This window comes from Peribacillus sp. NPDC046944 (assembly GCF_050272735.1).
Lineage (GTDB): Bacteria > Bacillota > Bacilli > Bacillales > DSM-1321 > Peribacillus.
In genome coordinates this window covers 1-21,926 of record NZ_JBNNML010000016.1, presented here as the reverse complement: position 1 = coordinate 21,926, position 21,926 = coordinate 1, and the positions used below count along the sequence as shown (strand labels likewise).

Genomic DNA, 21,926 nt, shown 5'->3' with positions numbered 1-21,926 from the left:
ATGACCTCCGTGGGTTAGTTATTGAATTTTAATTTTTTCACATAATCTTCTTTGTTAACTTGACGTGCCCGGGCAACTGACAGAGCTTCCTGCGGTACATCCTTGGTGATTGTTGACCCCGCAGCAACATATGCTCCTTTTGCAATCGTTACAGGCGCAACGAGATTTGAATTGCAGCCAATAAAGACATCGTCTTCAATTTTCGTCAAATATTTGTTTTTACCGTCATAATTCACGGTAATAGATCCACAGCCTATATTAACATTCTCTCCAACCTCAGCATCCCCTATATAACTCAAATGAGAGGCTTTGCTTCCTTTTCCGAATACGGACTTTTTAATTTCGACAAAATTTCCGATTTTCACGGAATCTTGTATATCCGATTCCGGTCTGATATGCGCAAACGGGCCGACTTTCACAGAGTTACCAATTTGGCTATCCTGTGCAACCGATTGGCGAATTTCCGTTCCATTCCCGATTACACAATTTATGATTTCCGATTGTGGGCCAACCTGGCAATCTGTTCCGATAACACTTCGCCCTTTAATCATTGTACCAGGATAAATGATTGAATCCTGGCCAATTTTCACATCGGATTCAATATACGTCGTAAGCGGATCAACGATTGTGACGCCATTTCTCATGTGCAACTCATTGATGCGTTTCCGTAATATTTGTTCCGCCTGTGATAAAGCGACGCGGTCGTTTACACCTAAAGTTTCGTCGAAGTTACTTGATTGAAAGGCCGTAACTGTTTCGCCTGCTTGTTTTAAGATTTCAATAACATCCGGTAAATAGTATTCACCTTGGACATTTTCATTTGAAACTTTTTTAAGTGCGCTAAATAAGGCCTGATTGTCGAAACAATATGTTCCCGTATTAATTTCCTTAACATATCGTTCTTCAACAGAAGCATCCTTATGCTCGACAATTTTTTCGACAAGTCCATTTTCACTACGTAAGACTCTGCCATATCCATCTGGCTGATCTGCATACGCTGTCAGAATGGTTGCCTTCGCCTGGCTTTTTTCATGTAAAGCGATAAGCGCTTCCATCGTTTCTGCTTTGATTAAGGGCGTATCCCCACAAATAACAAGTGTTATTCCACTTTTACCTGCTAATACGCTTTCCGCCTGCATAACAGCATGTGCCGTACCTAATTGTTGCTCTTGCAAGGCGTACTTGCATGAATCCCCAAGTTGTTCTTGTACTTTTTCTGCTCCATGCCCAATAACTGTTACAATATCTTCTATTTGAAGTTGATTGACTTGATCGATAACATGTTGTACCATTGGTTTTCCGCAAACAGGGTGTAAAACCTTGTAAAGCTTAGATTTCATCCTAGTGCCTTGCCCAGCGGCCAAAATTATTGCATAGCGATTACTCATAACAGGCCTCCATTTTCACCTTTTTATCCATTAAAAATATTATCTTAAATAAGGATTCTTTTCAAGGTAACATTTGAAAGTAGATGATAATGTTAACCTCTGTCCATCAGACCTTTGACCTTAATATGGGAATAAAAACTAATTAAAATTCCCCCATTCATTATAATCCCCTTTGCAAAATGAGCTGCATTTCCCTCACCCATGTACGTGAAAAGCGACTATCAAGTAGCAGGTCCATTCCCTGAAATGCTATAACACCCGCGTTTATACAGTGATTCCATTCCTTATTTCCCTATGTAAAAGTAATGCTTTCAATGCGGCGAATGCCCTTGTAATGACCATCAATCACAATTGATCAATTTTTACTTTAATGGTAAGTAATTATTTTTCTTATAAAAAATAAAATTTACTAAAAAAAATGTTTATACATAAAACAAAAGGGGTATTTGTAATTTTGAAGATAGTACCAGTTACTTTTCTAGATTCAATATTTACAAGTCATAAAAATAAAAAAGAGCACTACTTAAGAAGTAGGCTCTGGTTGCACTTATTTATAATGGACCATGTAAAACACTTAAGAAGCTCCTGCTCCTGCTTCCTCTAATTCGGTTTCAAGTTCTCCTAAACGATGATATTCTGTCAAGACAGCTTCTTGAATTTTCCCGCGTGTGGAAGAATTAATCGGATGCGCAATATCACGGAATTCCCCATCTGGAGTACGTTTACTTGGCATAGCCACAAATAAACCATTATTTCCGTCAATTACTCGAATATCATGAACCACAAATTCATTATCGAGTGTAATTGATGCGATTGCTCTCATACGACCATCCGTATTCACACGGCGTAATCTTACGTCAGTAACTTCCATTTAAGCTCACCATCCCTTTTAGTTGTTAAATCTTAAAGTACATATTCAACAAATAAACGGGAAATCCTTCTATTATCTGTAAGTTTTTTAGAAAATTAAGCCTAGTTTTGAAAAAATATTAAAAACATCCTGAAAATACTGGAAAAGTACCCACTACAATCCCCCTAGAAAAGGCAAAAAAAAAGAGCCCGTTTATTTAACGAGCGCAATCACTTCTATTTCCACAAGAGCATCCTTAGGCAAACGTGCGACCTCTACGCAAGACCGCGCCGGTTTATGTGTAGAAAAATACTCTCCATATACCTCATTAATCGAACTGAAGTCATCCATGCTTTTAATGAATACCGTCGTTTTAATGACTGTGTCTAAAGTAGCACCTGCCTCTTTCAATACAGCCTGAAGATTCCTAAATACCTGATGCGTCTGTTCTTTTACGTCTCCATTCACCATTTCCCCGGAAGCAGTAAGAGGAATTTGACCCGAACTATAGAATAAACTTTCCACAATGATACCCTGTGAATATGGACCGATTGCTGCTGGTGCTTCATTCGTGTGTACTTTTTTCATGAAAAATCCCCCTTAATCCCTTTTAGTAAAATAGTTTCCACGACTAACGTTTATCTTTTTATCTCTTTCAACAACCTGCGTCAGCTTGATTAATGACACATAATCCTCCACGAGACACTCTTCCGTATGTTCGGACTCTACGAGGACAGCAATCCCGGCAACAGTCGCCTTAAATTCATCCAGAAGGCTTACCATCCCGTTGATTGTCCCTCCTGCCTTCATGAAATCATCCACAATCAGCACATTCGATCCCTCAACCAAGCTTCTCTTTGAAAGGACCATTGTCTGGATTCTTTTAGACGAGCCAGAGACATAGTTGATACTAACGGTAGAGCCTTCTGTCACCTTATTATTCCTTCTTACTATGACGACGGGAACATTCAAATAGTTCGCCACCGCGTATGCTAATGATATCCCTTTAGTAGCCATCGTCATTATAACCGAGACATTTTTCTTGGCATACATGGAAGCGATGATCCGGCCGACCTTATTCACAGTTTGCGGGTGACCTAAAATATCGGTCATATATAGGTAGCCGCCCGGTAATAGTCTTTCAGGACTAGCGATTGTTTCACAAAGCTCATCTATAAAGGTATCGGCTTCCTCCCGTTTAATGGAAACGATATACTTTACGCCACCCGCGGCACCCGGTACGGTCGTCAAAGAACCTATTCCTCTTTGCTCAAAGGTATCCTTGATGATCGTCAAATCCTCACTTATTGAAGACTTGGCAGAACTGTACCTCTCAGCAAAATAGGTCAGTGAAACGAGTTCCCCTGGATGTTCTAATAAATAATTGGTCATATCGACTAGCCTCTCGCTGCGACGAAATTTCATTTGTAACACACCCTCTGTCATTTCCGAATATTATAATGCAACTATAACATCATTGTCCGCATTTATTCAAGGTCGCTACGGTCACCTAACATGCGGACAGCATAGACTTGATCACAAAATCCTCGTAGTCCGTTATAGATCCTTTGCATACGGGAGTCATGTTCCACTAGTCCAAAGACTGTCGGTCCGCTTCCACTCATCAAGACAGCATCTGCGCCGAACGTCTTCATTTGGTCTTTAATGTTGCCCACCTCTGGATACAATTGCAATGTAACCTGCTCCAGTACATTTCCCAGACCGTCGCATACACGTTCATAACTATTATCCCTTATGGCCGAAATCATACCGGGAATATCAGGATGATCCATTTTGGCAACCTGCAATCGTTTATATATATCAGCGGTAGATACGCCAATAGTCGGTTTGGCTAAAATAACCCAGCATTTGGGCGGTGTAGGAAGATGCATGATTTTTTCCCCACGTCCTGTAGCCAAAGCCGTCCCTCCATACACACAAAACGAAACATCAGAACCGATTTCTGCCCCTATTTCAGCAAGTTCATCCATGGAAAGTCCTAACTTCCACAGTCTATTTAATCCTCTTAATGTAGCAGCGGCATCACTGCTTCCACCTGCAAGTCCGGCTGCTACAGGAATATTTTTCTCTATTGTAATAGAAACACCTTTATTAATTCCATAACGTTCCTTTAAAATGAATGCAGCTTGATACGCCAAGTTCCGATGATCATCCGGAACGAATCGATTATGAGATAGAATTTGAATGTGGTTCCCTTTTATTTCTTTTAGCTCTATTCTATCGGCAAGATCGACTGTCGTCATGATCATCTCCACCTCGTGATACCCATCAGGCCGTTTGAAAAGCACATCCAAAGCTAAATTAATTTTAGCCGGGGCTTTTTCCATAAGCTTCAATATGTCCACCTACTTTAACGTTCTTAAAAGTTCTTGTCCTATTCTATCATATTTGTTTCTATTCTAAAGGTTTTTTCATCGTATTTACAATGTATTGAAGTGGAGAATACCTTAGAGGGGAGAAAAGGACTGCGGGGAGAGGGGGCCGTTGCTCCTTCTTGAAGGACTTGCCATGCAACTTAGTGCCCGTTATTCGCTTATGTTTCTTTATAATAAAAGGCCAGACTCCTGTATCTACAATGTAAGCATAAAAGGATATCGCTATACATTGAAGAAAGAGCCTGGCCCATTTCGTAAGGACAGCATGATTCATTTTAGTGAGATTTTATTCTTTATCCACCATTTGACGTTGTGCTTTTTCGATTGCAAGTTTTACCATGTTTCCTGCGTCGCGGGCTCGGATTCCGCCCCAACCCTCTTTTTGGACAACATCGTAAAATCCAAGTTCTTTTGCCAATTCCTCTTTAAAGTCCTCGGACATAATCCCTTTTTTTCTACTCAAGCGAAACAACCCCTTTCACATGCTGTCACATGCCTATTGTTTGTTACATACGCTATTTCATGCTTACTTATTCCACCCTGAACTGGTCACACCTGGGTTTTGGACAAATCAAAAAGTAGCAAACATATTGTCTGCTACTTCCTCTAAGTTAAATCTCTTGTTGTTTGTTTAAAAAGGTTAGTTCCACGGCTTCCGTTAATACATCCGCATAGCTGTAAGATACTCTTTCAAACGCATTTTCATCTTGGTCGAGTTCAATTACAAAAACAGCCGGATAAGTTTCCGCCAAAATTCCAAAACGTTCTACAGTCTTTCTTCTTCCACCGTTTGCTTTCAAAAGCAATCTTTTACCTAGGTTTGAATCAAGTGCAGTTTTAATATCAGCTAGAGTTTTTGGCATTTTCGGTCCACCTCACTAATTATAGTATATCACAAATTGTTAATATACGCAAACAAAATAATAAATTATATCAGCAGTTAAAAATGTAGTCAATATATTTTTACCTTAATTCCGCAAAAATCGTTAACATTTTTATTATCTCCTAGTAATTGAAAATATATGTAAGCGAACTATTCATTATCAAAAAGGAAAAATTTTCGCTACTGAGTCCTCTGCTCCCTTTTTCGATTAAAAAAATCCTATCAGAATTATTGATATCCGAAATTTCAAGCAATAAATTAAGCTGCATTCTTTCAAAATGCAGCTCATCATTCTTCCTGGAAAGGTTTAAAGGGGAGTCCTGTTCGAAGCATGCCTTTTGTTTCAATCCCGCCCAATCCTTTTTCGCCTGTTAACGTATTGCGAAGAACATCCCAAACATGAAGATTCTCCATATAGGCCGTGAAACTTACCTTACCGACAATATATACGGGATCAAGCGCATGAATATTCACGCGCGAAGGGGAACTTGCATAATTAGCCCCTGCTTGGATGATCGATTCAAAGTGGGATTGACAAGCACCAGCGAATATAACTAGTTGATCTAGATGTGATACCTTCTTTCTCGCCTCCCGGACGGTTTGCACGAAATCCTTGGAGTGACGATAGGCGTTGATATCGGACATCGGTCCATTTGATTTAGAATAGGCGTCATGACCCGTGACGACAAGGATATCTGGACGGTAATGGTCCAGTAGGCTGCCAATTCTCTGAGGCATTTCTTTTTCGTTACAATAGACGCCATTCACCGGTATGCCGAATTTCTGGTAAAGGTCCAGGCATTTTCGAAGATAGGAAGCATCCCCGTCTACATGTAGCACTCTGCCTGGTATTTGAAAGTATTCACCGCTATAGCGGTACCCATTACTTGATTGATATCCGCTTTTTTGCTGCTGAAGCTCTAAATCTTGCGTTAATAGGCGGTAGGATTGTTCTTGGAGTGCTTCATTGGACTTTTGACGGACACTTCGCTCATTATCGTTTATGATCATCAAATCCTGAAAAGGTGCATCTGCGATTAGCCGAATATCTTCCCCGTAAAGAACCGCTTCACGTTTGCCGTAATTATCACGGATATCAATTACCCGAAATAGTACGTCGCATTTATAAGAGAGCCGACCGACAATATCATTTATCTGAACATTCATTGCTCCACCCCATGAGAAGACTTATTTTAAAGCCCACCCTAGATTGTTTTCTTTCTTAAGTTATGCTAACGCCCCACGAATGGTGAAAGTGAAAATTGGGGTATATCATATGCAGGAATCGGTTCACTACCCGCTCTAATCCAAAAAAAAAGCCGGATGAGGGAGAATAGAACCCCTTTCCGACGTTAGATTGGTAATGGTTATTTAAAATTCGGCAGTAATGCATCACTCAAGCGTCCAAATTCCTCAATGCTCAATGTTTCCCCTCGCCTAGTCGGGTCGACTTCTACGGCCTTAAGAGCAGCAAGAATTAATTCCTTTTTCGCTTTTCCTTCCGGCAACTGACTTGTTAAGTTATTTAATATCGTTTTTCGGCGCTGTGCAAAGCTCGCCCGGGTCACGACGAACAAAAAGTCCTCATCTTGTACTTCGACAATCGGTATAACCCGTCTTGTGAGGCGAATAACAGCCGAATCGACATTCGGTTGCGGCATGAACACCGTTTTTGGAACGATCATAACCGTCTCTGCTTCCGTATAATATTGAATGGCAATCGATAAAGAACCATATTCCTTCGTGCCTGGCTTAGCTGCGATTCGATCGGCGACTTCCTTTTGCAACATACATACGATGCCTCTAATCGGTAAGTCCTCTGACAAAAGCTTCAAAATGATGGGAGTAGTAACATAGTAAGGAAGGTTGGCTACGACCATTATATCCTTGATATCCTTGAACTCTTCCTCGATGGCCTGCTTGACATCCGCTTTCAAGACATCCCCATGGATGATTTTCACATTGTCGTATGGAGACAGTGTATCGGCTAGTATCGGAAGTAAGCGCTGATCTATCTCGAAGGCTGTGACCTTTTTGCTGCTTTTCGCTAATTGTTCAGTCAGCGCCCCTATACCTGGCCCAATTTCAATCGCTCCACTTTCCTCTGTCAACTCCGCATGCTCGACAATCCGCTTCAGGATATTCGTATCGATTAGGAAATTTTGCCCAAGGCTCTTTTTAAACGAAAATCCATACTTCTTTAGGATGTCTTTCGTTCTGACAGGGGTTGCTATATCTTTATTCATGATTTTCCTCCTGATTTATCTGTACAATCGCTTCGCTAAAAGCCTCAGTTGATATTTGAAACATTTTTAATCGCTTGTATAATTGCTTACCATTTGTAAAACCGATCTTTAAGATGGAACCAAGTCTTTCTCTTCGCTCTCTAGCTCCCGCACCACCGATTAAACCTGCATCTATTAAATCCTGCTGGGATATTTCCTCTTGGGCTTCCTCATCCATGAGTTGTGCGTCTTTCAAGGCATTACGAATCGCTTCAGGTGAAGCGTGCTCCACGCCTATTCCCCTGCCTGACTTAGGCAACGCCTCTTTCTTCGTTAAAAAGGCATGTTTACAGCCCTTTACTTGTTCTGAAATGATATTTCTGATTTTTTGTCCTGGAAAATCCGGATCCGTAAAAATGATAACACCACGTGTGACTTGTGCCAACCTTACCTGATCTATACAGGATTGATTCACGGCAGAACCGTTCGTTTCTATGGTATCCGCATTGACCGCCCTTTTTATCGCTACTGTATCATCTTTACCTTCAACAACAATGATTTCTTTAATCTTTTTCATGTTTTCCTCCATACAGAAAAGCGCAAGACTTACTATGTAAACAGACCTTGCCACGACTTTTCCATCGGGATGGCTTCTCACGCCATCACTCGATTCACTTTTAGTTTACACTGAAATTTTATGACTTATTGAATCGTCTCTTTTATTAAAGCAGGTTTATACTGTTGGTTTCAACAAATGGTAAAATAAAACGTCAAAAAAGCAGGAGACAATTTATCTCCTGCGAGAGAAAACTTATTAATCCAGTACTCGGATTTTCACTTTCTTTACACCCCAACGATAAGCGTCGTTTTTCGATGAAAAGAATACATCTATTCTGTTTCCCTTAATCGCTCCGCCCTTATCGGCAGCAGTAGCATAGCCATAACCTTCGACATAGACCTTCGAGCCCATGGGAATCACGCTTGGATCGACTGCTATGATTTTGGCATTAGGATTACTTTTCAGATCCACTCCTGTTGAAGTAACACCTGAACAGCCGTGGCAACTTGCTGTATAGGCCGTTGATGAGACGTAAATTTCTTTTCCGCTGGTAGAATTCACATTCGTTGCTCTCGGTGATTCTTGGGTTTCAAGCTTCTTAGTTCCGACCGCTACGACCTTATCCTGCTTTTTATTCACAACTTTTTCAGAAAGCAATTTCCTTTTGACTTCTTTTCCATTTTCTTTGATCACTTCGTATTCCTTGGAAGTGATACCCTTTTTTCCTTCTTTTTCGATCTTTTCTTTCCCTTTTAATAAAGAATCATCATTTTTAGTAATGACAGCATAATCGACAGGTTCTTCCACTACATCGGTGACTTTTTCAATTCGAATAACGTTTACCGTATTCTTTGCTTCAACTTTTTCCACTAATCCTGGTTCAACTCGATCTAAATCATTGAGTTTGACACCTTGTTGCTTTAAAAAGTCAGCGACCGTAGTCGAAGTTGACCAAACCTGCTTTTCTTTTCCACCTACCACCAAGTTCAGTGAAAAGGCTCTATCGATGCTAACTTCCATATCTGCTTTAAGCTTCGTGTCTTTTGAAGGAGTAACTTTATCCTTCTCATCTACTCCGAGCTCCTGCTCCTTGATAAATTCCTCTACGGTATCGGCGGTTGACCAGACTTCCTCTTGCTCACCATCTTGTACCATGACAATTTTTCGAGCCTGCTTGTACACTACCTCTAGATCATCAGCTACTTCACTGTCAACAGAAGGATGTACATAATCTGCGGCTTGAACCGTAATCTCTAAATCTTTTAACATATCATTTACAGTAGCCGCGTGTGTCCGCACTACCTCTTTTTTCCCGTCAAGCATGATTGTGACTGTATGCATTGTTCCTTTATGGATCAGTATTCCCAGCGCCGTAGTGACGAGAATTGCCGTGCATATTGCAACCGCTATTCGCTTCTTACCTACAAGTCTGGAAATAAGGTTTTTCATAGTTTTTGATAGAATGAAAAACTCCTCCTTCCTCCCGGTGATTATATAGACATACTTATCGAGCTGTCAACCCATCCACTTCTCATTTAGGAAATTATTACCTATTATGCATATTCCTCATAGAAAAGGAAAGGGTGACTTCTCGACATAAAACACCTATGTTGGGAGAGAGATTTGTAGAAACTTCAAAAAATGCTTTCTAAATAGCAAATCCCGGGAGAACGTGACCCAAAATGATGTCAATTAATGCCGAATAATTTCTTGGCATTACTCGTTGTCGCCTGGGATACTTCTTCCACGGAAAGTTGCTTGATGTCTGCAATTTGCTCGGCGACGAGTTTCACATAGGATGGTTCATTACGCTTTCCTCTAAAGGGATGGGGTGCTAGGTAAGGACAATCCGTCTCAATTAATAGACGATCCAATGGCACAGCTGCTGCTACTTCTTTTGGTTTCTTCGCATTCTTGAAGGTAACGGGGCCCCCCAATGAAATATAAAAGTTCATATCGATACATTCCAAAGCTGTTTCGGCACTACCACTAAAGCAATGCATGATGCCTCCCACTTCTGAAGCACCTTCTTCCTTTAATATGCTCACGATATCTGCGGTTGCTTCACGATTATGAATGATGATAGGCAACTTTACCTTTTTTGCTAGGCGTATTTGTTTTCTGAAAACTTCCTTTTGAATTTCCTTCGGCGATTTGTCCCAATGATAGTCAAGGCCCATTTCCCCTATAGCAACTACCTTAGGATGTGCGGAGAGTTCTTCAATCCACTGGAGATCTTCTTCAATCATATCTATTGCATCAACAGGATGCCAACCGATTGCTGCAAACATAAACTCATATATTTCCACTAGTTCCATTGCTCTAGTGATGGTAGGGCGGTCAAAGCCGACGACAACCATGTTTTTTACGCCCGCTTCCTGCGCTCTTTCTATGACTTCTTCAAGATCTTCATTGAATTGCTCTGCATTTACATGTACATGTGTATCGAAAAGCATGTTTATTCTTCCTTTCTAGCACTATTTTATTTCGTAATGAGAGTTTTATGTTTCTCAATTAGGTAACAAAAAGATTACATAGTCCCTCCCTGAAGGCAGGGACTAAAGAATGGTCTCAGTAGATGCCTGCTGCACTGGGGCATATAAATAAAAAACATAAAAGTGTTTCATATGAAACACTTTTATGTTTTTTTGAGTTATTTCACTTTCGATCCATTAGGAATGGAAGCATCTATTGTAGCAACAGATAGGACGCCATCTTGGCTGCCAGCCAAAATCATTCCTTGAGAAAGCTCCCCACGTAATTTCACTGGTTTAAGATTGGTAACGCATATCACTTTTTTCCCTACTAATTCTTCTGGTTTGTAGTGCTGAGCAATCCCGGATACGACCTGCCGCTTCTCGTACCCAAGATCCAACTGTAGCTTAAGCAGTTTGTCGGCTTTTTTTACGGGCTCGACTTCCATTACCTGCGCTACACGCAACTCAACCTTTGTGAAATCATCGATTGTGATTTCATCAACTTCCGGAATTTCGACTTCTTCCTTTTCTTCCTCTTTGGACGTGCCACCCTGCATTTGTTCTTTAATATATTGAACTTCCTCTTCCATATCTAAACGCGGGAAGATAGGGTCCCCTTTTAACACTCTTGTATCGGAAGGAATTAATCCAAACTCGCTGAGACTATCCCATGTCTTCAGGTTCTCATCCTGAATGCCTAGCTGAGTAAAGACTTTTTCCGGTGCCTGCGTTAAAAATGGTTTCAATAGGACGGCTGTCCGGCGTAAAGATTCAGCCAAATGGACCATAACACTTGCAAGTTCCCCTTTTTTGGCTTCATCTTTAGCCAACATCCACGGTTGGGTTTCATCGATGAACTTATTGGTCCTGCTCACAAGCTGCCAAATGGACGTAAGGGCAACGGAGAATTCCATTTTTTCCATGGCTTCTTCATATTTATGTACCGTATCTTGATTCATTTCAAGCAAGTTTGTTTCAAATTCGCCATTCGACCCTTGATAGTTTGGAATTGGAATCACACCGTCGAAATACTTATTGACCATGGCTACGGTTCTGTTCAATAAATTACCTAGATCATTCGCTAAGTCAAAGTTAACCCGTTCTACAAATCCCTCTGGAGTAAATACCCCGTCAGAACCGAATGGGACTTCACGAAGAAGGTAATAACGTAAGGAATCCAAACCGTATCGATCAATCAATGTAACCGGATCGACCACGTTCCCTTTTGACTTCGACATTTTGCCGTCTTTCATAAGCAACCAGCCGTGGGCAAATACCTTTTTCGGAAGCGGCATATCGAGAGCCATTAACATGATCGGCCAGTATATGGTATGGAAACGAACGATTTCCTTCCCTACTAGGTGAACGTCCGCCGGCCAGTAATTCCTGTATTTAGAATCATCATCCGTCCCATACCCTAAAGCTGTAATATAGTTAGTCAACGCATCAATCCAGACATAAATGACATGCTTCGGATCTCCCGGTACTTTAATTCCCCAGTCAAAAGTTGTACGAGAAACGGCCAAATCTTCTAATCCCGGTTTGATAAAGTTATTGATCATTTCATTTTTTCTTGATTCAGGCTGGATGAACTCAGGGTTTTCCTCATAGAACTTCAATAAACGGTCAGCATACTTACTCATCTTGAAGAAATATGACTCTTCCTTAACCTTCTCGACTGGTCGGCCACAATCTGGACATTTCCCATTACCTTCTTCGACTTGGCGTTCCGTAAAGAAAGATTCACATGGTGTACAATATAATCCTTCATATTGATCCAAGTATATGTCGCCCTGATCCAGCAGCTTCTTGAATATTTTTGCCACAACCTCTTTATGGCGGTCTTCTGTCGTCCTTATGAAGTCATCATAAGATATATCAAGCTTATTCCAAAGCTCTTTTATTCCAGACACGATATTGTCCACATACTGTTTAGGTGTGATGCCCTGTTCAGCTGCTTTGCGCTGGATTTTCTGACCATGTTCATCCGTTCCCGTTAAGTACATAACGTCAAAGCCACGCATCCTTTTGTAACGAGCCATGGCATCTCCTGCCACCGTCGTATACGCATGCCCTATATGTAAATTACCACTTGGATAATATATGGGTGTTGTAATATAAAATGTATTTGATTTTTCCTGCATTTTATTGCCTCCTCATCATTTGCAAAACTGGCTAAGGACTTGCCCCTGCCAATTAGAGCACAGTAAAACTATTATCTCTATTTTAACCCTATCTGTCATTCTATGCGACAAGAATCAACAATCATTTCATCCTGAAATTCGAATGAAAGGCAAAGAATTTCTAATCAGTGCTTAATGCTTGCAAGGTTGTCTTCACCCTATTTTCAGCATTACCTCTTACCTCAACAAAATATACCTTACTATTCATATTTTGCGCAACATCTCCCATTCTATTTGGACGTTTTACAGGAATATTATCCTATATTCCGAATTTTTGATTTGAAACTAAAATAACATTACTCTTATAATAGGGAAGAGATAGAGCTCCATTATCATAGTTTGTCGAATCTTGGTGAAGTAAATGGTTCCGCAGACAAGCTAGGACTAAGGCTTTTTTGCTTTATTACTTTTCGTATCCTTTATAAAAAGCGATAATGAGCTCTTACAGAAAAATGAAAATAAATCATTGACGAATATGGGAATGGCTGGTATTATAAATTTATAAAAAAAATTGTCGAATAATGACGAAAAAAAATAGAAAAAGGTACTAAATTGTATTTTGAGAGGGGAATTTTCAATGAAATCTACAGGAATCGTTCGTAAAGTTGATGAGTTAGGCCGGGTAGTTATTCCAATCGAGCTTCGCCGTACATTAGGCATCGCTGAGAAAGATGCTTTAGAAATCTATGTGGATGATGAGCGCATTATCTTAAAAAAATATAAACCTAACATGACTTGTCAAGTAACTGGTGAAGTTTCTGATAACAATCTTACACTTGCTAATGGTAAGTTAATTCTTAGCCGTGAAGGTGCAGAAATGTTAATTAAAGAAATTCAACAAAACTTTGCAACTTCTAACTAATATAGATAAAAAACTTCCGAATTTCGGAAGTTTTTTTTGTCCATTTAGTTGGCATCTATATGAAATGCCTGGTATACGTCGCGTTTTTGCATATTTCGATCTTTTGCAACTTGCTTTATGGCATCCTTTGAAGGCATTTTCTTCGTTTCGATATAATAGTTGACATGCCCAACAATGTCGAAAGCTGACCACCATGCTTCTTCTGGGTCTTCTTCCTGTTCTTGAGCACCCTCTATTATCAAACAGAACTCACCGCGCACCTCATTTTCAGCCGCCCAATTCATTGCCTCACTTAATGTACCGCGAATAAACTCTTCAAACTTCTTGGTTAATTCACGACATAGGACTATTTGTCGGTCTCCTAGTATTTCATGCATATGTTTCAAGGTTTCCTTTAAGCGGTGAGGCGATTCATATACAATCCAAGTAGCTTCCATTTTTTTTAACTTTTCCAACTCTTGTTTCTTTTCTTTTGCTCCCCGCTTTAGGAAACCATAGAAATAAAAGGGTTGAGGGGAAAGCCCTGAGGCAATCAACGCCGTTAATGCCGCATTGGCTCCTGGCAAGGGGATAACCTTAAACTGTTCAGCAATTGCCTCCCTCACAAGTTCATAGCCTGGATCGGAAATCGTTGGTAAACCGGCATCACTGACGAGAGCGATCACTTGGCCTGAACGAAGTCGCTCAAGCATTTGCCGTCCGCTGTTTTCCTTATTATGCTCATGATAACTGACGATAGGTGTAGAAATCTCAAAGTAATTACATAGTTTTTTTGTATTTCGCGTATCCTCGGCAGCTATGACATCTGCTTCCTTTAAAATCCTAAGAGCGCGGAAACTCATATCTTCAAGATTGCCTATAGGAGTAGGGACTAGATATAAAGCCGGTTCCAACCCCTCTTTTTCGAAACTCTTTTGCTGCCACATAGATTATGTCTCCTCCTTTGCCATCCACTTTTCTTTTTGTTTTCTGGTTAGTTGCTTGAACTGGTATTCTGCCTTCATGGCCAAAGTCTGGTTTTCAAACGTTTCATGATAAATCAGTTCCACAGGGGTCCGTCCACGCGTATATTTAGCGCCTTTCCCCTGATTATGCATATTGATCCTTCGTTCTAAATTATTGGTGTATCCCGCGTAATAACTATCATCGCTGCATTTTAAGACGTAGAAATAGTGCCTATTCGTCTCCATATAAAATCTTTCTGATTTCAGGATTATATTCATTCTGTTCATTGTACACAACGAGTGGAGGTAGGATTTTCAAATCCGGGTTTCCGTCTTTAATTCCTTCAATGAGAATCGTATTGGCCTCTTTTGTACTTTTTGGATAAACGAATTGCAACCTCTTCGGTTCAATCCGATACTCCCTCATCAGTCGTAGGATATCCATCAAACGACCAGGTCTATGGACGAATGCCGCTTTTCCACCCTGACGAAGTAACTGACTTGAAACACGCATGACGTCTTCCAATGTGCACATGATTTCATGACGGGCAATCGCAAAGTGTTCATTTTTATTGATTTCCTCAATGGACGGAGTCGGGAAGTACGGTGGGTTACACGTTACCACATCATATTTACTGTATCCTATTTGCTTTGGGATTTCTTTTATATCAGCATGGACCATTTCAATCTGCGAGGAAACCCCGTTATACTCCATGGTTCTTTGAGCCATGTCATATAGGCGATCCTGGATTTCGATGCCCGTAATGGACCCTTTAGTCCTTGTGCTTAGCAACAAGGGTATGACGCCATTGCCTGAACAAAGATCCACTAGCCTTCCCTTTTGGATCGGTACGCTTACAAACCTGGATAATAAAACGGCATCTAATGAAAAAGAAAACACCGATGGACTCTGGATGATCCGTAAATCCTCCGCCAACAGGTAATCCAGCCGTTCATCCCCTTTTAGTTCTACCATTGCTATTAACCCTCCTATATATGTAGAAAAAGCAGGATTAAGCCCTTACTTTAACCCTCACTCGTAACAAAAAGGGTCTGACTCATAGTATGCGTCAGACCCCGAATCACTATATATTGTAAACGGTCTATCTATCACGTAAAAGAGATGGAACATTCTTTTATATTATTCCATTTTCACTTCTTGTTTAAAAAAGATAAACAGAACAGGCAATCTCCTTCTTTACGTAAACTGCCAAAATGCAGATTACAAATATGGAAGCCTTCTTGATAGATACGGGCTAGATTATCATAGCCTTCCCCTATATCCATAACCTTATTCGTACTCTCAGTACGGTTCTTCGTCTTTTGTTTCTCTTTTATAGAAACAGGTTCACTCTCGGCATCCGCAAGGCCCAATCGATGACGCAAGTGCTCATTTTCTAACTTGAGCGATTGATTTCCTTCGAGGATTTCCGCAAGATTCTCCTTCAATTCTCCAAGCTGTTTATATAATTGGCCTATCTGGGCTTCCATATTGGTAACCGACTCAAAAATATCTTTCTTATCCACGCTCTCCCACCACCTTAATAATCTGTGGCTTGAATAGAAACGGCTCCCTCTTTTAGAATCTCATCTAAAGTATACTCTAATACTCTTTCCTGCTCGATTAGTTCAATCTGAAGTACGCGTTCTAGAATATTAAGCCCCACTACCTTGCCTTTGCCACCAGGCGTATCAATCATCTCACCTAAATCAGGAAGCATTTCCTTCGCACTCTCATACTCGTCATTTTCATATTTCAGACAGCACATCAATCGACCACATAATCCTGAGATTTTTGTAGGATTTAGTGATAAATTCTGATCTTTCGCCATTTTAATGGAAACAGGTTCAAAGTCTCCCAGAAATGTCGAGCAACAAAGCATTCTGCCACATGGTCCAATGCCACCAAGCATTTTAGCCTCATCCCTGACTCCAATCTGTCGAAGTTCAATCCTGGTTCTGAATATGGCTGCTAAATCTTTGACTAAATCACGGAAATCCACGCGACCATCCGCAGTAAAGTAAAACACTACCTTATTTCTATCAAAGGTATAGGACACGTCAACGAGCTTCATATCCAGCTTATGCTCATCGACCTTTTGACAACATATATAATAAGCTTCTTCTGCAGCAGACTTGTTTTCCTCAACAATTAGCTTATCTTTCGCATCTGCAACCCGAAGTACTTTTTTCAATGGCAGGACAACATCATTTTCATCTACTTGTTTACGGGCTGTAACAACCTTACCGAATTCAACACCGCGGACAGTCTCCACTATAACAAAATCGTCCTTGGGAATGGCGAATTCGCCCGGATCAAAGTAGTATATTTTGCCCGCTTTTTTAAAACGGACACCTACAACATCATACAAATCATGATCCCTCCTGCAAATTCAGCACAAGCTGTTCCATCAACAGCTGTGGATTTGTGTTGGACATCAACTTCCTTTTCGCTTCCAAAATAAACTCCATATGTTCAGCGAGTCGTCTCGGAGAAAGATGAAGAGCGTGAGTTTCAAATTCCTTCAGTTTATTTTGAAATACAATCAGGTCCTTCTTGTCCAACTGAATATATAATAAATCCTTATAAATAAGAAGTAACAAATCAAGGCCTCTGTCTACCTGTTCTCTATCTTTAAAGTGCGAAAACCAATCCGTCTGAAGGAACAATAAGGCCTTCAGGGAATTCTGTTTTAACACTTCATACAATTTTACCACTATTTTTTGGCCTTGTACAAACCATTCATCATGACTCATGTCAATTCCGTCTACCACATTCTGTGTTAAATGAGCGACGACAGCGGCCATCTGTGGGTCCACGTCCTGTTCCATCAGCTTTCGTTTGACATTCTCCGGTGATAACGGTTTAAACGAGATCAATTGGCACCTCGACAAAATGGTCGGTAGAATGCGCTGAACTTGTTCGGTCATCAGTATGGCTACCGTATCTCCTACAGGTTCTTCTAAAAACTTCAAGAGACTGTTCGCTGCCCCGACTGACATCTTATCCGCATCGGTAATCATGTACACTTTCCGATTGGCTTCCACACTTTTCTTTGAGAATTCCTCTTGAAGACTCTTAATTTGTTCCTTTTTAATGGACAGTCCATCTTTTTCAATCAAATGGATATCCGGATGGTTTCCACTAGAAATTCGTTTGCAGTTCTTACACTGTCCGCATGGCTCAAAGCCTTCGACCGGGTTCTCGCATAGTAAGCTTTTTGCAAAATTTTTGCTTACCTCTTTCTTACCTGTACCTGTATCCCCTTCAAATATATACGCATGAGCCACTCTGTTCTTCGTGATGCTATTTTGCAACATCGTCATAACCTGCGGCTGAATTTGTCTCATTTCCTGCCATGTTTTATCCAACATCATCACTCACTTACGTATATAAATTAATCAGCAGTCCTTTAATTTCGCCTATCATTTCTAATATCTCAAGCGAACTCTTCTCTTTATTTAAAATTTCCTCGCTTAACTCGATCAGTTTCGCATCAATCGTTTCCACGGTCTTCAATGGTCGACTCTGTCCGTATTGATTCCAGCTCGTGGACTGCTTCAGTTCAAGACCATACTCAACAGCTTCGCGCACAAACCGCTTCACTAATGCCTTATATTTGGCTAGTTCCCTAAAGGTCCGGGATCGGACCAGGCGCTGACCTGCCCCTTCAATGTCCCCGATTAAACGATTCAAAGTTTGAACCTGCATCTTCTGGTCCTGTGTTTGAACCAGTTGTTGAAACCTTCCATTACCTGATTGCATTTGTTTATTATCCTGCCGGGCTTTATCCAAATTAATAGGTATGTCATGGTTGATTTTCATAAAGAACCTCCATATATCTAGCCGTTAAAATTGCAGAAAATTTTCAACCGGCAGGACAAATATGGTTGCACCGCCTACTTGAATTTCCACCGGATATGGTACATACGATTCGGCATTGCCACCCATTGGTGAGACCGGGGAGACTAATTGAGAACGCGACTGACAACTCCGCTTGATTATCTCAATCGCCTGATCGACACGTGTATCCTCCGTGCCAATCATAAAGGTTGTATTCCCTGATTTTAAAAACCCACCCGTACTGGCGAGCTTGGTTGTCCTGAAATTATGATCCACTAATTCATTAAGCAGCCGATGGCTATCCTTATCTTGAACGACAGCAATGATCATTTTCATTCTCATCATCCTCCGCTTACTATGAATTTTCACTACCTTACTCCCATTATAACAATTTGTGCTTACATGGAATAGGGTGCAGTTGAATAATATGGAAATCCTAGCGTACCGTTATCTCTTCTTCAAAGCTATCATTAATTGATTCTTCGCTTCTTGGAAAACTTCCTCGATTGATTGATCGGCATCAATGATAACGTAACGATCCTTCCATCTGCTAATGGTTAGCTGATAACCCTCATATACCTTTTCATGAAACTCCAGAGCCTCCAAATCCAGTCGATTCACTTCACGGTCCCCGTTTGACTGTATCCGTCTTAAACCCTCTTCAGGTTTTATATCGAAAAAGAACGTCGCATCAGGCATCATGTCACCAATTGCAAATTTATTAATATTGTATACATCTTCTATATCTAAGCCCCTTGCATAGCCTTGATAGGCCAAAGAGCTATCAATGAATCGGTCACAGAGGACGATGGTCCCCTTTTCTAGTGCAGGGATGACTTTTTCCACCAAATGCTGCCGCCTTGCAGCAGCATATAGTAAAGCCTCCGTTCTTGAATCCATTGCTGTATTGTCTTTATTCAAGATAACTTCTCTTATTTGTTCGGATATCGGGATGCCACCTGGTTCCCGTGTTAGCAAAACTTGATAACCTTCTTGTTGGAGGGCGTTCCCGAGCATGTGAATGATTGTTGTTTTCCCTGCTCCCTCAGGCCCTTCCATTGTTATAAAAATTCCACGATTCATTGGTGTACCTCCAAGGTTCTTTGTTTGTAGTATATCATTTTATCCAACCTGGCTGCCCTCATAAACAATCAGCTTCCCGCTTGAAAGGAAAGAACCTCCATGGAATCTTGAATCCAATGCTAACAGTCTCCCTAAATTATCGATATGCTCTGATGTAATCATTTCCCCGGTCATAATCAAGGGGATGCCAGGAGGATAAGGAATGACCATTTCCGCAGATACCGCACCGATTGCTTTTCCAAACTCAACTTGGACCGTACTTTTTTGTTTCATGACAGAGTATGGATAGGCAAGGCTCGTCATGGCGTTTTTACCGAGTGCACTTTGTGGAACAACTTCTTCATCTTGTTCTCCTGATCTATCTTTCATCGCACTTGATGCTCGTTCGATTTTTTTGATGATTTCCTTAAAAGGAAAATCCTGTTCTTCCTTTACTAAAGGAAGAGTCATCAAAAGATTGTAGGGATCCGCAAGTTCCGGATATAGGTTTTCCCCTTCAAATAACTTCTGTAACTGAAATCCACTTAAGCCTGTCGTGGACTGGATGACGACTTTCAAGGGGTCGGCAGACGTTCCCAATGGTGGCTCCAGTACTCGTATCGTGCCGAGCTTGCCCAACTCCCCTCTGAAGTCTGAAATCCTTTTGATGAGCTGGTTTTGGTCTTCTATTGTAAATGATGCTAGATATCCGCGCGCTAAGTCAAGAGACCCCATGATGGGATAAGAAGGACTGCTCGATTGTAGCATTTGTAAATAGAAAGTCATCTTGTCCAAATCCAACAAATCAGAATGAATATGAAGGTAGGACCCCATCGTCATGGCTGGCAATGTTTTATGGGCTGAGTGTACAACTGCATCGGCTCCCGCCAGTATCGCGGAGTCGGGAAAAAGGCTTCCCAATTGAAAGTGAGCACCATGTGCCTCATCTACCAACACGGGAATACCTCTTTCATGTGCCATTTTTACAAGGCCAGACAATCCTTTTTCAGCAAGTCCATAGTAATTCGGGTTGGTCAATATGACAGCCTTGGCATCCGAATGTACATCCAAGGCCTCACCCAATAGATCTGAACTGATGCCACCCGCTACTTCCCATTCCCGATAAAATATAGGTTGTAAAAAAACAGGCCGTACATTTGCCAACATCAGGCCATGCAAGATGGATTTATGACAATTCCTTTGAACCAGTACCTTGTCTCCCTCCCCACAGGCCGCAAGGATCATGGCTAGGTTACCTACAGTTGTTCCATTGACCAAAAAATAACTCTTCTGGACTCCATATAAGTCAGCAAGTAGTCTCTCAGCTTCCAATATGACACCTTCTGGAGCGTGTAAATCATCCAGGCCACTTATTTCCGTAGCGTCTATTCCAAGTAGGGGCTTATAGAGTGCACGACCTTTTTCATTGAACACTTGACCATTTTTATGGCCCGGGACATGTAATGAAATGGGTCCCTTTTTATATAAATTGCTCATCGCATCGAACAATGGCGTATGTAATTGATTCATTTCCCTCTTCCTTCAACATCATAATGTTCTTCATTTTATCAAATTTGTCCAAGATTATCTTATCTAAAAGGTAAAAGTTCAATCAAGCGGTTCATTTCCCTCCTCATGGAAAAAGAGTTAGAGAATAAAGAAATCGCCATTTCTTTATTCTCTAACTCTACAACTATCTACAACTACTTACATTATGAACAAATTTCCGGATTCGTAATTTTCCTTAACTGTTTCAAATAGTACTTATACCTGGGGTCATTCGTATCCGTCCCAATCATATCCCTTTCGCATTCTTCACAGATGAAAGTCGTATATAGGTGTATCCCCATGCCTTTTACTTGTTCACATACCACGCACGATTCCCCTGCTGTTGTTTTGGTTGTTGTTTTCCCCAACATCTCCACCTCCATAGCTGCATTCTCCCCAAAAACCATTGTCCGCATACATAGAATTAAAATAGTTTAAGAGAACTCGGGGCTGCTTTTAATAATGTATGATAATGGCTTACATTAGGTGTATGTCTATATAAAAATTCCCCGTCTCCGAGATTGTTTTCATAAAAAACAATTTCTCATTTGAAGTTCAATGATCAGATTCCATAATGCAACTCGTTCTTTCTGCACACAAAAAAAGGCCAAGCCTAATGGCTGACCTTTGAAATGGCTTGGCGGCGTCCTACTCTCACAGGGGGAAACCCCCAACTACCATCGGCGCTGAAGAGCTTAACTGCCG

General features: G+C 40.9%; 25 protein-coding genes and 1 rRNA gene. 1 reads left to right on the top strand and 25 read right to left on the bottom strand.

Annotated elements, in window-relative coordinates:
* Positions 1–14: 14 nt before the first annotated feature.
* From glmU to metG, 13 genes are all read right to left on the bottom strand, one after another.
* Positions 15–1,388: a bifunctional UDP-N-acetylglucosamine diphosphorylase/glucosamine-1-phosphate N-acetyltransferase GlmU gene (glmU, locus tag ACQKIC_RS19305; protein ID WP_402875905.1), complete on the bottom strand. Its 1,374-nt coding sequence runs from the start codon at positions 1,386–1,388 to the stop codon at positions 15–17.
* Positions 1,389–1,962: 574 nt separating this feature from the next.
* Positions 1,963–2,259 carry a septation regulator SpoVG gene (spoVG, locus tag ACQKIC_RS19300; RefSeq protein ID WP_034316332.1) on the bottom strand — a complete coding sequence of 99 codons (297 nt, stop codon included), beginning with the start codon at positions 2,257–2,259 and terminating at the stop codon, positions 1,963–1,965.
* 192 nt (positions 2,260–2,451) lie between these two features.
* On the bottom strand, positions 2,452–2,826 hold the full coding sequence (locus ACQKIC_RS19295) for a RidA family protein (protein WP_402875903.1): 375 nt from the start codon (positions 2,824–2,826) through the stop codon (positions 2,452–2,454).
* Positions 2,827–2,838: 12 nt separating this feature from the next.
* On the bottom strand, positions 2,839–3,663 hold the full coding sequence (gene purR, locus ACQKIC_RS19290) for a pur operon repressor (protein WP_402875902.1): 825 nt from the start codon (positions 3,661–3,663) through the stop codon (positions 2,839–2,841).
* A 62-nt stretch (positions 3,664–3,725) separates the two neighbouring features.
* Entirely contained in the window at positions 3,726–4,595 is an 870-nt protein-coding gene (gene ispE, locus ACQKIC_RS19285; protein ID WP_427592157.1) for a 4-(cytidine 5'-diphospho)-2-C-methyl-D-erythritol kinase, read from the bottom strand.
* Between the two features lie 325 nt (positions 4,596–4,920).
* Positions 4,921–5,097, bottom strand: coding sequence for a small, acid-soluble spore protein, alpha/beta type (locus tag ACQKIC_RS19280; protein ID WP_402875898.1), 177 nt, complete (start codon positions 5,095–5,097; stop codon positions 4,921–4,923).
* Between the two features lie 148 nt (positions 5,098–5,245).
* Positions 5,246–5,497: a biofilm formation stimulator Veg gene (gene veg / locus ACQKIC_RS19275; protein WP_402875897.1), complete on the bottom strand. Its 252-nt coding sequence runs from the start codon at positions 5,495–5,497 to the stop codon at positions 5,246–5,248.
* A gap of 308 nt (positions 5,498–5,805) precedes the next feature.
* Positions 5,806–6,684 carry a sporulation peptidase YabG gene (gene yabG, locus ACQKIC_RS19270; RefSeq protein WP_402875895.1) on the bottom strand — a complete coding sequence of 293 codons (879 nt, stop codon included), beginning with the start codon at positions 6,682–6,684 and terminating at the stop codon, positions 5,806–5,808.
* A gap of 200 nt (positions 6,685–6,884) precedes the next feature.
* Positions 6,885–7,763: a 16S rRNA (adenine(1518)-N(6)/adenine(1519)-N(6))-dimethyltransferase RsmA gene (gene rsmA, locus ACQKIC_RS19265; protein ID WP_402991795.1), complete on the bottom strand. Its 879-nt coding sequence runs from the start codon at positions 7,761–7,763 to the stop codon at positions 6,885–6,887.
* A complete protein-coding gene (rnmV, locus tag ACQKIC_RS19260) occupies positions 7,756–8,319 on the bottom strand; it encodes a ribonuclease M5 (RefSeq protein ID WP_402875892.1) in 564 nt (187 codons plus the stop codon). The genes rsmA and rnmV overlap by 8 nt, the downstream gene beginning before the upstream one ends.
* A gap of 237 nt (positions 8,320–8,556) precedes the next feature.
* Positions 8,557–9,750 (bottom strand): ubiquitin-like domain-containing protein, encoded by a 1,194-nt coding sequence (locus ACQKIC_RS19255; protein WP_402875890.1) that lies wholly within the window; start codon positions 9,748–9,750, stop codon positions 8,557–8,559.
* Between the two features lie 239 nt (positions 9,751–9,989).
* Positions 9,990–10,757 carry a TatD family hydrolase gene (locus tag ACQKIC_RS19250; RefSeq protein WP_402991798.1) on the bottom strand — a complete coding sequence of 256 codons (768 nt, stop codon included), beginning with the start codon at positions 10,755–10,757 and terminating at the stop codon, positions 9,990–9,992.
* 197 nt (positions 10,758–10,954) lie between these two features.
* Positions 10,955–12,922 (bottom strand): methionine--tRNA ligase, encoded by a 1,968-nt coding sequence (metG, locus tag ACQKIC_RS19245; RefSeq protein WP_427592158.1) that lies wholly within the window; start codon positions 12,920–12,922, stop codon positions 10,955–10,957.
* A 616-nt stretch (positions 12,923–13,538) separates the two neighbouring features.
* Between metG and ACQKIC_RS19240 the strand changes: the two genes are divergently transcribed.
* Positions 13,539–13,823, top strand: a complete 285-nt coding sequence (locus tag ACQKIC_RS19240; protein WP_402875885.1) for an AbrB/MazE/SpoVT family DNA-binding domain-containing protein — start codon at positions 13,539–13,541, stop codon at positions 13,821–13,823.
* Between the two features lie 44 nt (positions 13,824–13,867).
* On the opposite strand, the gene rsmI is transcribed toward ACQKIC_RS19240, so the two are convergent.
* From rsmI to rrf, 12 genes are all read right to left on the bottom strand, one after another.
* Complete coding sequence (gene rsmI, locus ACQKIC_RS19235; protein ID WP_402959594.1) at positions 13,868–14,749, bottom strand: 16S rRNA (cytidine(1402)-2'-O)-methyltransferase; 882 nt, start codon at positions 14,747–14,749, stop codon at positions 13,868–13,870.
* Between the two features lie 3 nt (positions 14,750–14,752).
* Positions 14,753–15,013 (bottom strand): GIY-YIG nuclease family protein, encoded by a 261-nt coding sequence (locus ACQKIC_RS19230; protein ID WP_402875881.1) that lies wholly within the window; start codon positions 15,011–15,013, stop codon positions 14,753–14,755.
* Complete coding sequence (locus tag ACQKIC_RS19225) at positions 15,000–15,743, bottom strand: tRNA1(Val) (adenine(37)-N6)-methyltransferase (RefSeq protein WP_402875879.1); 744 nt, start codon at positions 15,741–15,743, stop codon at positions 15,000–15,002. The genes ACQKIC_RS19230 and ACQKIC_RS19225 overlap by 14 nt, the downstream gene beginning before the upstream one ends.
* 176 nt (positions 15,744–15,919) lie before the next feature.
* Positions 15,920–16,294, bottom strand: a complete 375-nt coding sequence (gene yabA / locus ACQKIC_RS19220; protein ID WP_402875877.1) for a DNA replication initiation control protein YabA — start codon at positions 16,292–16,294, stop codon at positions 15,920–15,922.
* A 14-nt stretch (positions 16,295–16,308) separates the two neighbouring features.
* Positions 16,309–17,139, bottom strand: a complete 831-nt coding sequence (locus ACQKIC_RS19215; RefSeq protein ID WP_402875876.1) for a PSP1 domain-containing protein — start codon at positions 17,137–17,139, stop codon at positions 16,309–16,311.
* A 1-nt stretch (position 17,140) separates the two neighbouring features.
* Positions 17,141–18,139 (bottom strand): DNA polymerase III subunit delta', encoded by a 999-nt coding sequence (gene holB, locus ACQKIC_RS19210; RefSeq protein WP_402991806.1) that lies wholly within the window; start codon positions 18,137–18,139, stop codon positions 17,141–17,143.
* Between the two features lie 13 nt (positions 18,140–18,152).
* Complete coding sequence (locus ACQKIC_RS19205) at positions 18,153–18,593, bottom strand: YaaR family protein (RefSeq protein ID WP_402875872.1); 441 nt, start codon at positions 18,591–18,593, stop codon at positions 18,153–18,155.
* A 24-nt stretch (positions 18,594–18,617) separates the two neighbouring features.
* Positions 18,618–18,947, bottom strand: a complete 330-nt coding sequence (locus ACQKIC_RS19200) for a cyclic-di-AMP receptor (RefSeq protein WP_402875870.1) — start codon at positions 18,945–18,947, stop codon at positions 18,618–18,620.
* A gap of 111 nt (positions 18,948–19,058) precedes the next feature.
* Positions 19,059–19,694 (bottom strand): dTMP kinase, encoded by a 636-nt coding sequence (tmk, locus tag ACQKIC_RS19195; protein ID WP_402991803.1) that lies wholly within the window; start codon positions 19,692–19,694, stop codon positions 19,059–19,061.
* A 39-nt stretch (positions 19,695–19,733) separates the two neighbouring features.
* Positions 19,734–21,203 carry an aminotransferase class I/II-fold pyridoxal phosphate-dependent enzyme gene (locus tag ACQKIC_RS19190; RefSeq protein ID WP_427592159.1) on the bottom strand — a complete coding sequence of 490 codons (1,470 nt, stop codon included), beginning with the start codon at positions 21,201–21,203 and terminating at the stop codon, positions 19,734–19,736.
* Between the two features lie 182 nt (positions 21,204–21,385).
* Positions 21,386–21,592: a sigma factor G inhibitor Gin gene (locus tag ACQKIC_RS19185; protein ID WP_403125368.1), complete on the bottom strand. Its 207-nt coding sequence runs from the start codon at positions 21,590–21,592 to the stop codon at positions 21,386–21,388.
* Between the two features lie 264 nt (positions 21,593–21,856).
* Positions 21,857–21,926, bottom strand: a 5S ribosomal RNA gene (gene rrf / locus ACQKIC_RS19180); the annotation flags it as partial.